The organism is Streptomyces sp. NBC_00028 (assembly GCF_045041065.1).
Lineage (GTDB): Bacteria > Actinomycetota > Actinomycetes > Streptomycetales > Streptomycetaceae > Streptomyces.
Map to the genome: position 1 here is coordinate 6,616,145 of NZ_CP108293.1, position 12,750 is coordinate 6,628,894.

Consider the following 12,750-nt stretch of genomic DNA (forward strand, 5'->3'; position numbering starts at 1 on the left):
GGTCGCGGGGGCCGGGACGGACGGGGGGACGTACGGGGATGGCGCTGCGCGACTCGGACCCGGCGGAGGTGGGCGGTTACCGCATCAAGGACCGGCTGGGCAGCGGGGGCATGGGCGTGGTCTACCTCGCCCGCTCCGCCTCGGGCCGTCGGCTCGCGGTCAAGGTCGTGCATGCCCAGTACGCGGACGACGACGAGTTCCGCGCCCGGTTCCGCCGCGAGGTGGCCGCCGCCCGCCAGGTCAGCGGCGCCTTCACCGCGCCCGTCGTGGACGCGGACGCCGACGCGCCGCGACCCTGGATGGCCACGCTCTACATACCGGGCGCCGACCTCGGCACGCACATACGCGACCACGGTCCTCTGCCGCCGCCCCGGGTGCGGGAGTTGGCCGCGGGGCTCGCCGAGGCCATCCGCGACATCCATCGCGCCGGCGTTGTCCACCGGGACCTGAAGCCGGCCAATGTGATGCTCGCCGACGACGGCCCCCGCGTCATCGACTTCGGCATCTCCCGCGCCACCGAGTTCGCCGCCTCCGACGCCCTCACCCAGACCGGCCGGGTGATGGGCACCCCGCCGTTCATGTCCCCGGAGCAGTTCTCCGCCCCGCACGAGGTGGGCCCGGCGGCGGACATCTTCTCCCTCGGCGCGGTGGTCGCCTTCGCCGCCTCGGGCAAGGGCCCCTTCGACAGCCCGAGCCCCTACGAGACGGCGATCCGCGTGGTCGAGGGCACCCCGGAACTCGCGGACGTACCCCCGGAGTTGCTGCCGTTCATCCGGCTCTGCCTGGAGAAGGAGCCCAAGTCCCGTGCCACGGCGGACGAATTGCTCCGCCTCCTGCGCGACGGCACCCTGCCCACCACCGGCCCCCCGACCCTCCTGGACGCCCCGCGCCCCCGCAAGCGCCGTACCCGCCTCTGGCTGGCCGCCACGGCGGGCGCCGCCGTCCTCGCGGCCATCGCCACCATGACACTCGTCCTCACCGGCGACGAAGCCGCCGACCGGGGAAACCTCCCCGCCGGCTGGCAGGAGTGGCACCGGCAGGCGAAGGACCCGAGCGTCGACAAGGACCCGATGGGCCCCACCGCCCTCTTCAACCGCTGCGTCGCCTCCGGCACCTCCCTGGTCTGCGCGGGCGACGAGATCATGGCCACCCGCTTCGCCCTCGCCGACGGCACCAACACCTGGGGCCGGCCCATCGACCCGACCGCCGAGGACTCCGACTTCGGCAGCAGCAGCTCCGGCGCGGGCACGATCATCGGCGCCCGCGACGGCCGCGTGTACGTCTACGGCGCCGACGACCGGCCCACCAGCGACCAGGCGTCGTACCCGACCCGCTACTCGGTCCAGGCCCTGGACGCCGAGACCGGCAAGGTGGCCTGGAAGACGGTCACCGCCGACAGCGAGGACGGCACCGAGCCGAGCAGCGACCAGGGCGCCTCCGCGGCCGTCCCCACGGGCGTCGTCACCGTCTACGGCAGATCCGGCAACCAGTACGCCCTGCTCGACGCGGAAACCGGCCAGGTCCGCTGGAAGCGCCCCCTGCCCAACCCGAACCGGTACATGAGCCTGCTGCGCAGCGCCGGGGGACAGGCGTACCTGCTCACCGCGAAGTACACGAGCGAGAACATCGAGAGCACGAGCGTCAGCCAGCTGGACCCGGCCACCGGAAAACCCCGCTGGACGGTGAAGGTCAAGGGCGAGATCGACATCGTCGGCCGCCACGACGGCCGCCTGGTGCTGGTCAACACCACCGGAACCCGCCGCGCCCTGACCCTGATCAGGACCGACACCCACATCGTGACGACGGTGAAACTGGCCGAGCCCCAGCCCGAGGGCGCGGCCCCCACCCTCGCGGGCGGCACCCTCTACTTCACCCTCTCCAACGGAAGCATCCGCGCGGTCGTCCCGGAGACCGGGCGCCAGCTGTGGGAAGGCAACTCCGGCGTCGAACTCTCCGGCCCGCCCACCGCCTCCCGCACCCACCTGTACCTGGCGTCCCCCAGCGGCCGCCTCGCCGCCGTGAACCGGACCACCGGCAAGGTCGACGGCACCCTCGACGGCCGCGACGACGGCGCCGTGGACGGCTCCCCGACCGGCGCCCCCCTCACTCTTGTGGGCGACGCGCTCTACGTCCCGTACGGCCTGCGCTCCGTCTACACGGTCGACGTACGCACTCTGTGAGAAACACTCAGGGCCAGGTCGAGGAAAGCTCCTCTGACCTGGCCCTGAGCCATACAGAGCGGGCGACGGGAATCGAACCCGCGTAGCTAGTTTGGAAGACTAGGGCTCTACCATTGAGCTACGCCCGCACAGGACACGCCGCAGGTCAGGTGACCGCGGCACAGAAGGCATCGTAGCGGGTCGGCCCCCCTCGCCGCACACCCCGGGCTTCCTTGCCGCGCACCCCGTAAATGCGGCGGTCCCATGGCCTGCGGGCATGTACCCTACGTGTCGCACCAGACGGGGTGTGGCGCAGCTTGGTAGCGCGTCCGCTTTGGGAGCGGAAGGCCGTGGGTTCAAATCCCGCCACCCCGACCACCTTCCTTGATCGCCTTTTGGGGCGTGTCGTGGCTGCGGTTACTATGCAAGCTGCATGCCCGTGTGTCTCTCGTCTGACTCGGACGACGTCCTCCGGGCGGCGAATCCGCCGGGGCCGTTCTGGCACCGGCAGAACCCAAGAAGTCAGCCACAAGGAGACCGAACCGTGAAGAGCGCCGTTGAGAACCTGAACCCGACGCGGGTTCGGCTCACTGTCGAGGTGCCCTTCGAGGAGCTCAAGGACAGCCTCGACGCGGCGTACAAGAAGATCAACCAGCAGGTCACGGTGAAGGGCTTCCGCAAGGGCAAGATCCCGGCCCGCGTCATCGACCAGCGGTTCGGCCGCGGTGCGGTCCTGGAGGAGGCGGTCAACGACGCGCTTCCGAAGTTCTACACCGAGGCGGTCAACGAGGCCGACCTGGACGTCCTCGGCCAGCCCGAGGTCGACATCACGGAGCTGAAGGACGGCGACACGCTGAACTTCACCGCCGAGGTCGACATCCGCCCCGCCCTCGAGATCCCGGACTACTCCGGCATCGAGGTCGAGGTCGACGCCGTCGAGGTCAGCGAAGAGGACGTCGACAAGTCGGTCGAGCAGCTCCGCGAGCGCTTCGCCTCCACCTCCCCGGTCGAGCGCGCCGCCGAGGAAGGCGACGTCGTCACGATCGACCTGGAGGCCAAGGTCGACGGAGAGGTGCTGGAGGACGGCATCGCCAGCGGTGTCTCCTACACCATCGGCTCCGGCGAGCTCCTCGAGGGCATCGACGACGCCGTGAAGGGCCTGGAGGCCGGTGGCGAGGCCACCTTCACCTCCGAGCTCAAGGGCGGCTCCGCGGCCGGCAAGGAGTCCGAGGTCACCGTCAAGGTCACCCAGGTCGCCGCCCGCGAACTGCCCGAGCTGGACGACGAGTTCGCGCAGCTCGCCTCCGAGTTCGACACCCTGGAGGAGCTGAAGGCGGACAGCCGCAAGCGCCTCGAGAACATGAAGCAGTACGACCAGGCCACCCAGGCCCAGGAGCGCGTCCTGGAGAAGCTCCTGGAGCTCGTCGAGGTGCCCGTCCCCGAGAAGCTGCTCGAGGACGAGATCAACACCCGCAAGCACAACCTGGAGCACCACCAGCTCGGTCAGATGGGCCTGGACCTCGAGAAGTACCTGGAGATCCAGGGCAAGACGGTCGAGGAGTTCGACACCGAGACCAAGGACGCCGCGGTCAAGGGCATCAAGACCCAGTTCGTCCTGGACGCCCTGGTCAAGCGCGAGAAGCTGAACGTCAACCAGGAGGAGCTCACCGAGCACCTCATGCGCCGTGCCGCTTCCTCCGGTATGTCCCCCGACCAGTTCGCCCAGGCGGTCGTCGAGGGCGGCCAGGTTCCGCTCCTCGTCGGTGAGGTCGCCCGCGGCAAGGCCCTGGCCGTCGTGGTCGAGGCCGCCACGGTGAAGGACACCAACGGCGAGGTCATCGACCTGGACGACGAGGAAGAGGTCGAGGAGGCCGCCGAGATCGCCGGCGAGGCCACCGAGGCCGACGCCACGGACGCCGAGGCGGAGAAGACCGAGGGCTGAGCCCACGGCACCTTGTAGGTCGTAGGACGGGCCCTGGGTCACTCATGACTCAGGGCCCGTTCGCGTACCCACCGCGCTACGCCCCCGGCGAACAGCCCTGTATCCGGGATTCCCCGAAGGGACCAGCGCGTTAGGGTCCATGAATACGAGGGGAGTGGAGTCCCCGAGTGGCTCCAAGCCCCGCAGGGATACGCAGGGAAACGTGAAGACGGCCCGGCGCCGTCGTAAGACGAGCAGGTGGATACGTGACGAATCTGATGCCCTCCGCCGCCGGCGAGCCTTCCATCGGTGGTGGCCTCGGCGACCAGGTCTACAACCGGCTGCTCAACGAGCGGATCATCTTCCTCGGCCAGCCGGTCGACGACGACATCGCGAACAAGATCACCGCACAGCTGCTGCTCCTTGCCGCCGCGGACCCCGACAAGGACATCAACCTCTACATCAACAGCCCCGGCGGCTCGATCACGGCCGGCATGGCGATCTACGACACCATGCAGTTCATCAAGAACGACGTGGTGACCATCGCCATGGGCCTCGCCGCTTCCATGGGTCAGTTCCTGCTCAGCGCGGGTACCCCGGGCAAGCGTTTCGCGCTGCCGAACGCCGAGATCCTGATCCACCAGCCCTCCGCGGGTCTGGCCGGCTCGGCTTCCGACATCAAGATCCACGCCGAGCGGCTGCTGCACACCAAGCGGCGGATGGCGGAGCTCACCGCCCAGCACACCGGTCAGACGTTCGAGCAGGTCACCCGTGACTCCGACCGCGACCGCTGGTTCGACCCCGAGGAGGCCAAGGAGTACGGCCTCATCGACGACGTCATCACCGCGGCCGTCAACATGCCGGGCGGCGGCGGCACCGGGGCCTGAGCCCCGCCGCGAGGCCCGTGAAGGCCCCGCAGAGCCCCCAGCCGACCGCCACAGCTCCTAGGAGACAGACAGTGAACGACTTCCCCGGCAGCGGCCTGTACGACCGCACGCGCGCCGAGTACACGGGCCCCTCGGCGGAGTCCCGGTATGTGATCCCGCGCTTCGTCGAGCGCACCTCGCAGGGCATCCGCGAGTACGACCCGTACGCGAAGCTCTTCGAGGAGCGCGTGATCTTCCTCGGCGTCCAGATCGACGACGCCTCCGCCAACGACGTCATGGCGCAGCTGCTGTGCCTGGAGTCGATGGACCCCGACCGGGACATCTCGGTCTACATCAACAGCCCGGGCGGCTCCTTCACCGCCCTCACGGCGATCTACGACACGATGCAGTTCGTGAAGCCCGACATCCAGACGGTCTGCATGGGCCAGGCGGCCTCCGCCGCCGCGATCCTGCTGGCCGCCGGTACGCCGGGCAAGCGCATGGCACTGCCGAACGCGCGCGTGCTGATCCACCAGCCGTACAGCGAGACGGGCCGCGGTCAGGTCTCCGACCTGGAGATCGCCGCCAACGAGATCCTGCGGATGCGCGGACAGCTCGAGGAGATGCTGGCCAAGCACTCCACCACGCCGATCGAGAAGATCCGCGAGGACATCGAGCGCGACAAGATCCTCACGGCCGAGGAGGCGCTCGCCTACGGTCTGGTCGACCAGATCATCTCCACCCGGAAGATGAACAACGCCGCAGTCCGCTGACGCGACTGCTGTATCGTCTGCCGCCCCTTGGCACGGTTCGTGTGCTTTGACACGCTGCACGTCAAAGTGAACCGGGCCAAGGGGGGCCCGAACGGGGGGCCAGGCAAGGTACCGTCGGAATAAGGCAGCACCAGGAGCCGCTGGATTCGAAAGCGTCCAGGCGTCTCCCAGGCGAAGGGGAAGCACACCGTGGCACGCATCGGTGACGGCGGCGATCTGCTCAAGTGCTCGTTCTGCGGCAAGAGCCAGAAGCAGGTCAAGAAGCTCATCGCAGGGCCCGGTGTCTACATCTGCGACGAGTGCATCGATCTCTGCAACGAGATCATCGAGGAAGAGCTGGCGGAGACCAGCGAGGTGCGCTGGGAGGAACTCCCCAAGCCCCGCGAGATCTACGAGTTCCTCGAGGGCTACGTGGTCGGCCAGGAGGCCGCCAAGAAGGCGCTCTCCGTAGCGGTCTACAACCACTACAAGCGCGTCCAGGCCGGCGAGAACGGCGGCGCCAACGGCCGTGACGACGCGATCGAGTTGGCCAAGTCCAACATCCTGCTGCTGGGCCCCACGGGCTCCGGCAAGACGCTGTTGGCCCAGACACTGGCCCGCATGCTGAACGTCCCCTTCGCGATCGCGGACGCAACCGCGCTCACGGAGGCGGGGTACGTCGGTGAGGACGTCGAGAACATCCTCCTCAAGCTCATCCAGGCGGCGGACTACGACGTCAAGAAGGCCGAGACCGGGATCATCTACATCGATGAGATCGACAAGGTCGCGCGGAAGAGTGAAAACCCGTCGATCACGCGGGACGTGAGCGGCGAGGGCGTCCAGCAGGCCCTCCTGAAGATCCTTGAGGGTACGACTGCGTCGGTCCCCCCGCAGGGCGGCCGCAAGCACCCCCACCAGGAGTTCATCCAGATCGACACGACGAACGTCCTGTTCATCGTGGGCGGCGCCTTCGCGGGCCTGGAGAAGCTCATCGAGTCCCGCGCGGGAGCGAAGGGCATCGGCTTCGGCGCGACGATCCGCTCGAAGCGCGAACTCGAGGCCAAGGACCAGTTCGAGGACGTCATGCCGGAGGACCTGGTGAAGTTCGGGATGATCCCGGAGTTCATCGGCCGCCTCCCGGTCATCACGTCGGTCCACAACCTCGACCGCGAGGCGCTCCTCCAGATCCTGGTGGAACCCCGCAACGCGCTCGTCAAGCAGTACCAGCGCCTCTTCGAACTCGACGGCGTGGAACTGGACTTCGAGCGCGAGGCCCTCGAAGCCATCGCCGACCAGGCCATCCTCCGCCAGACCGGCGCCCGAGGCCTGCGCGCCATCATGGAGGAAGTCCTCCAGGGCGTGATGTACGAGATCCCGTCCCGCAAGGACGTGGCGAGGGTCGTCATCACGGCAGACGTGGTCCACTCCAACGTCAACCCGACGCTGATCCCGCGCGATGCGCGGGGTGGGCGGGGGTCGGGGGAGCAGAAGACGGCGTAGCCGTTAGTGGAGAGCTTCACAGGGGCGCCTGGCGATTCGCCGCCAGGCGCCCCTTTCATTGCCTGAACAGGGTACGGGTACGCACGCGTACCCGTACCCTGTTGATGAAGATGGGAAGGGAGCTCACCATGGCTGACGCCAACATCCGCATTCCTGCTGAGGCGCGGGATCGACTTGCTGAGATAGCGGCTGAAGAGGGCCTTTCCCTCCGTGCCTACCTGGCCCGTCTTGCCGACACGCTGCTGACGCCCGCAGAGCGCGCCGAGCGGGCGGACGAGGCCCGTCAAGCCTTGCGCGAGTGGAATGGCTACGACCCGACGCCGGCCGAGGAGAATTGCCTGGATGCCGAACTGGACCGGCGGTTGACGGAGGCCGGGATCGGATGAGCGATGAACTGCACGTCGTATTCGACGAGACGGCGTTGGTCGCCGCTGGGCGCGGCAACATCCTCGTCTCGCGCCTGATTCATCGTGCGCACGAGCAGCAGGGCTGGTTCCTGTACGCCACCGTCTGCGCGCTGGTCGAGGCGGACCGTGCACGGCCTGGCACGGCGGAGCACATCGCCGCCTTGCCAGGCATCACTGTGGTCGACCTCGACCTCCCTGCTGCGCTTGTCGTTGCCCGTGAGGACACCTGGGCGGTCGCGCACACCCGGTATGCGGCCGAGCCGACTCCCGACCGCCCAAGCGGCGCGGTCGTGGCCACCGCTGATCCGGAATTGTGGAAGGGCGCTTCGGTCCGTGTACTGAACCTCAAGCCTGGGGAATCGGATAGGGATGGATGAGCCTGGGCGGGATGGTCGCCCACAGTGACTCGGAAACCTCGGCATAGCGGACCGCGACACTGCGCGACTCGCAGGAGTCGCGGAGTGCCTCGGCCAATCGGGCCGCCAGGAACTGGAGTTCGCTTTCGGCACCCTGGGGGTCGACGAGCATGTTCTCGGAGTGCTGGACGCTGGTGGCGGGCTCGATAGAGACGAGGGCACCTCAGCCGTACGAGTAGTGATGACGTGAGGGGGCGCCGCTGTAGGCGGCGCCCCCTCACGTCGTTCCCGGCTACGCCTTGACGCGGACTTCCTTGCGGAACTTGGCCGTCATCTCGGCCGCGGCCGCGGGATCCGTCGCCTTCCCGGCGGCGATGTCCGAGTACTCCATGGGCATTACGAAGCCGAGCGTGCTGTGATCGCCCCAGACGCAGTACGTCACCTTCATCTCCTTCGCCATTCCGGACGACGAGGCATCGGAGTTGTCAATCTTGGCGCCCTGGCACTTCAGGATCGCGCCCTCCAGTGAACTGGGCTTGTACTCCTTCGGGTTGCCCTCGAAGGTGACGTTCTCGTCCTTGGAGTCCTTCTTCATGAAGGCGAAGAACCCGTCGACGGCCTTCTCAGGATCGTCGATCGTTCCGTAGACGCCACCGAACGAGATCATCTTGCCGCCCAGGGGGTTGCTCTCGTCCTTGACCTCGTAGCCGGCACTGACGTCCTTGGCGTCCTTCACTCCCCAGGACTCGGCGTCTTTGAGGTCGTCCTTCGTCATCGTGTCGCTGTCGCTGTCGGACTTCTTGTACTCAGTGAGCACCGTTCCCGGTGTCGTCAGCTTGTGCGGACCGTCATCGGCGATGTCCGACCCGCTGCCACCGCCACTGCCGATCACGAAGTAGGCGCCCACGGCGATTGCGGCCACGACTGCCACCGCGCCGATGATGATGCCAACCTTCTTCGTGCCACCATCCGGTGCCGGCGGCTGCGGGACGCCGTACGAGGCCTGCCCGTAAGGGGGCTGCTGGCCGTACGGCGGTTGGCCCTGAGGCGGCACGCCCTGCGGAGCCTGCTGGGGGTAGCCGTAGCCGGGCTGCGGCTGGACGGGCTGCTGGGGGTAGCCGTAGCCGGGCTGGGGGGCCTGCGGCGGCTGCTGACCGTACGGCCCCGGCTGACCGTACGGACCGGGCTGCTGGGGCTGCCCGCCGTACGGGCCCGGCTGGTTATAGCTCATTACTGGGTTCCCCTCCAGATGCTTATCTGTTTCAGACATCCTGGCGCAGGCACAGCAAAGGCACTGCATCGGGGGGCGCACCGTTACAGAAGCACCGTGTTTCGGAACGGGGTTGTGACGGCTATAGCCGATGTGGTCAGCGTCGGGCCACCGGCCCGCTTGATCGGATCGGACAGCTGGAACGGCCCGCCCGAGTGTTCGACGGGCCGCCATGGGAATTGTGGCTAGCTGCCGTAGCCCTCAGTGACGCAAGTGCCCAGCCTCGTGTCCCCTTCGAAAACAGCCACCTCGTGCTGTATGAGCCGTATGCCACCAGAGTCGGTTGCTGTCGTCGACCACGAGTTGGACGTTCCTGAACCTGAATACACGGCGTGCCAGGGCCAGAAATGTGTTGTGCCATCGTCTCGACGCGTCAGCAGCCTGATCCGCACGTGGTGGCCATCGGCTCTCGTGTCCTTGACGTACAGGCTCACGTCGTCGAGGAAGGTTCGACTCGCCATATGTTCGCTGCCCCCTCCGTATGCGCCTTGCACTACCGAGAAGCCATCGGGGATTAGGGCGCCGCAGAACCGGCTGGGGCCGGCCGCTGCGGGCGTTGCCGTGGCCAAGAGGCCGAGAACTGCCAGGCCGCTGATGGTGATCAGGTGTCGCTTCACGTACTGCGCCTCCAAGCTTCATGAACGCTCGTATGTTCGAGTGCTGAACGAAGTTACATTCCGCGGGTGGCGTGTACATGCTGTAATGGGTGATGTGGCGTGAGTCACCTGGCAGGTCGCTGGTTCCGAGCGGCTAGGGCCCAAGTGAAACGCGTTACTTGGTACGCCCGGGACACCCCTAAACTGACCCCGTGACCGAGAACGCTCAGCAGCAGCCTCCAGCGCCCAACACCGAACTGCCGACCCAGTACGCGCCGGCCGAGGTAGAGGGAGCGCTGTACGAGCGCTGGGTGGACAAGGGGTACTTCGCCGCCGACGCGAAGAGCGAGAAGCCGCCCTACACCATCGTCATCCCGCCGCCGAACGTCACCGGCTCGCTCCACCTGGGCCACGCCTTCCAGCACACGCTCATGGACGCCCTCACCCGGCGCAAGCGCATGCAGGGCTTCGAGGCGCTGTGGCTGCCCGGCATGGACCACGCCGGCATCGCCACCCAGAACAAGGTCGAGCAGCAGCTCGCCGAGGAGGGCAAGTCCCGCCACGACCTGGGCCGCGAGGAGTTCGTCGAGCGCGTCTGGCAGTGGAAGGAGGAGTACGGCGGCAAGATCCTCGGCCAGATGCGTCGGCTCGGCGACGGTGTCGACTGGGACCGTGAGCGGTTCACCATGGACGAAGGCCTGTCCAAGGCCGTCCTCACCATCTTCAAGAAGCTCTACGACGACGAGCTGATCTACCGCGCCGAGCGCATCATCAACTGGTGTCCGCGCTGTCTGACGGCCATCTCGGACATCGAGGTGGAGTACCAGGAGGACGACGGCGAGCTCGTCTCCATCAAGTACGGCGAGGGGGACGAGACCCTCGTCGTCGCCACCACGCGCGCGGAGACGATGCTCGGCGACACCGCCGTCGCCGTCCACCCGGACGACGAGCGCTACCGGCACCTCGTCGGCAAGCGGATCAAGCTCCCGCTGACCGACCGGACCATCCCCGTCGTCGCCGACACCCACGTCGACCCCGAGTTCGGCACGGGCGCCGTCAAGGTCACCCCGGCCCACGACCCCAACGACTTCGCGATCGGCCAGCGCCACGGCCTGGAGTCGATCACGGTCATGGACGAGCGTGCCGTCATCACGGTCCACGGTCCCTTCGAGGGCCTCGACCGCTTCGAGGCCCGTTCGGCGATCGTCGCGGCGCTGCGCTCGCAGGGCCGGATCGTCGCCGAGAAGCGGCCGTACGCCCACTCGGTCGGCCACTGCTCGCGCTGCAAGACCACCATCGAGCCGCGCCTGTCGATGCAGTGGTGGGTCAAGGTCGGCCCGCTCGCCCAGGCCGCCGGTGACGCGGTCCGAGACGGCCGCGTCAAGATCCACCCCGAGGACATGTCGAAGCGCTACTTCGACTGGGTCGACAACATGCACGACTGGTGCATCTCACGGCAGTTGTGGTGGGGCCACCGCATCCCCGTCTGGTACGGCCCCGACGGCGAGGTCGTCTGCGTCGGTCCCGACGAGGAGCCGCCCACCGGTGAGGGCTGGCGTCAGGACACCGACGTCCTCGACACCTGGTTCTCCTCCGGCCTGTGGCCGTTCTCCACGCTGGGCTGGCCCGAACAGACCGAGGACCTGCGGAAGTTCTACCCGACCGACGTCCTGCTCACCGGCCACGACATCATCTTCTTCTGGGTCGCCCGGATGATGATGTTCGGCCTGTACGCCATGGACGGCGAGGTCCCCTTCAAGACCATCGCGCTGACCGGCCTGGTCCGCGACGAGCGCGGCAAGAAGATGTCGAAGTCCTTCGGCAACGTGGTCGACCCGCTGGACTGGATGGACAAGTACGGCTCCGACGCCGTCCGCTTCACCCTGGCCCGCGGCGCCAACCCCGGCACCGACGTCCCGATCGGCGAGGACTGGGTCCAGGCGTCCCGGAACTTCGCCAACAAGATCTGGAACGCCACGCGCTTCGCGCTGATGAACGGCGCGACGATCGAGGGCCCCCTGCCCGACCCGTCGCAGATGTCGGCGACCGACCGCTGGATCCTCTCCCGCCTCAACAAGACGGTCGCCCAAGTCGACGCTTTCTACGAGGACTTCCAGTTCGCGAAGCTCTCCGACGCCCTCTTCCACTTCGCCTGGGATGAGGTCTTCGACTGGTACGTCGAGCTGTCCAAGACGACGTTCCAGGCGGGCGGCGAGGGCGCCAAGGTCTCCCAGCGCGTCCTCGGTGAGGTCCTCGACGTCACGCTGAAGCTGCTGCACCCGATCGTCCCGTTCGTCACCGACACCCTCTGGACCACCCTCACGGGCGGTGAGTCGGTCGTCATCGCGGACTGGCCGAAGGACAGCGGCTTCCGGGACGCGGCCGCCGAGCGCGAGATCGAGTCGCTCCAGTCCGTCATCACCGAGGTCCGTCGCTTCCGCGCCGACCAGGGCCTCCAGCCCGGCCAGCGCGTGCCCGCACGGCTGACGTTGGACGGCACTGCCCTGGCCCCGCACGAGGCGGCCATCCGCCAGCTCCTCCGCCTCCAGCCCGAGGGCGAGAGCTTCTCGGCGACGGCGACCCTCCCGGTCGCCGGGGCCACGGTCGCCCTCGACCTCTCCGGCACCATCGACGTCGCGGCGGAGCGCAAGCGCCTCGCCAAGGACCTCGCCGCGGCGGAGAAGGAGAAGGCCCAGGCCCAGGCCAAGCTCGGCAACGAGGCCTTCCTGGCCAAGGCCCCGGACAACGTCGTGGACAAGATCCGCGGCCGCCTGGCAAAGGCGGACGAGGACATCGCAAGGATCCAGTCCCAACTGGACAAGCTGCCGCCCGCGTAAGTGTCTCTACGACGCTGAAGGCCCCCGGAACTTTTCGGTTCCGGGGGCCTTCACGCACCTCAGGGGCGCGGGGAACTGCGCGACCA

The 12,750-nt window shown here is 67.9% G+C and carries 9 protein-coding genes and 2 tRNA genes; 9 read left to right on the forward strand and 2 right to left on the reverse strand.

Annotated elements, in window-relative coordinates:
- Positions 1–38: 38 nt before the first annotated feature.
- A complete protein-coding gene (locus OG885_RS29760) occupies positions 39–2,180 on the forward strand; it encodes a serine/threonine-protein kinase (RefSeq protein ID WP_405737189.1) in 2,142 nt (713 codons plus the stop codon).
- Positions 2,181–2,237: 57 nt separating this feature from the next.
- On the opposite strand, the gene OG885_RS29765 is transcribed toward OG885_RS29760, so the two are convergent.
- Positions 2,238–2,308, reverse strand: a tRNA-Gly gene (locus tag OG885_RS29765).
- A gap of 152 nt (positions 2,309–2,460) precedes the next feature.
- Between OG885_RS29765 and OG885_RS29770 the strand changes: the two genes are divergently transcribed.
- The 7 genes from OG885_RS29770 (at position 2,461) to OG885_RS29800 (ending at position 7,982) form a co-directional block, all read left to right on the forward strand.
- Positions 2,461–2,537 (forward strand) — tRNA-Pro (locus OG885_RS29770).
- A 166-nt stretch (positions 2,538–2,703) separates the two neighbouring features.
- Positions 2,704–4,101: a trigger factor gene (gene tig / locus OG885_RS29775; protein ID WP_405737192.1), complete on the forward strand. Its 1,398-nt coding sequence runs from the start codon at positions 2,704–2,706 to the stop codon at positions 4,099–4,101.
- Between the two features lie 245 nt (positions 4,102–4,346).
- On the forward strand, positions 4,347–4,967 hold the full coding sequence (locus OG885_RS29780) for an ATP-dependent Clp protease proteolytic subunit (protein ID WP_329339246.1): 621 nt from the start codon (positions 4,347–4,349) through the stop codon (positions 4,965–4,967).
- Between the two features lie 71 nt (positions 4,968–5,038).
- On the forward strand, positions 5,039–5,719 hold the full coding sequence (locus OG885_RS29785) for an ATP-dependent Clp protease proteolytic subunit (protein WP_399956324.1): 681 nt from the start codon (positions 5,039–5,041) through the stop codon (positions 5,717–5,719).
- 189 nt (positions 5,720–5,908) lie between these two features.
- Positions 5,909–7,198, forward strand: a complete 1,290-nt coding sequence (gene clpX, locus OG885_RS29790; RefSeq protein WP_126271894.1) for an ATP-dependent Clp protease ATP-binding subunit ClpX — start codon at positions 5,909–5,911, stop codon at positions 7,196–7,198.
- 128 nt (positions 7,199–7,326) lie between these two features.
- Entirely contained in the window at positions 7,327–7,584 is a 258-nt protein-coding gene (locus OG885_RS29795; RefSeq protein ID WP_405737196.1) for a hypothetical protein, read from the forward strand.
- Complete coding sequence (locus OG885_RS29800; RefSeq protein WP_405737198.1) at positions 7,581–7,982, forward strand: hypothetical protein; 402 nt, start codon at positions 7,581–7,583, stop codon at positions 7,980–7,982. Before OG885_RS29795 ends, OG885_RS29800 begins: the two co-directional genes overlap by 4 nt.
- A 271-nt stretch (positions 7,983–8,253) precedes the next feature.
- Here OG885_RS29800 and OG885_RS29805 read toward each other — a convergent pair whose 3' ends face one another.
- The gene (locus tag OG885_RS29805) at positions 8,254–9,192 is read right to left on the reverse strand and encodes a hypothetical protein (protein ID WP_405737200.1); all 939 of its coding nucleotides are present in this window, start codon (positions 9,190–9,192) and stop codon (positions 8,254–8,256) included.
- Positions 9,193–10,039: 847 nt separating this feature from the next.
- Here OG885_RS29805 and OG885_RS29810 point away from each other — a divergent pair.
- A complete protein-coding gene (locus OG885_RS29810; protein WP_405737203.1) occupies positions 10,040–12,664 on the forward strand; it encodes a valine--tRNA ligase in 2,625 nt (874 codons plus the stop codon).
- Positions 12,665–12,750: the final 86 nt, after the last annotated feature.

What these genes read in the sequence shown, in the direction of transcription:
- OG885_RS29760 (WP_405737189.1), top strand. Translation starts at nt 39, where the DNA reads ATGGCGCTGCGCGACTCGGACCCGGCGGAGGTGGGCGGTTACCGCATC.
- OG885_RS29795 (WP_405737196.1), top strand. Translation starts at nt 7,327, where the DNA reads ATGGCTGACGCCAACATCCGCATTCCTGCTGAGGCGCGGGATCGACTT.
- OG885_RS29800 (WP_405737198.1), top strand. Translation starts at nt 7,581, where the DNA reads ATGAGCGATGAACTGCACGTCGTATTCGACGAGACGGCGTTGGTCGCC.
- OG885_RS29805 (WP_405737200.1), bottom strand. Translation starts at nt 9,192, where the DNA reads ATGAGCTATAACCAGCCGGGCCCGTACGGCGGGCAGCCCCAGCAGCCC.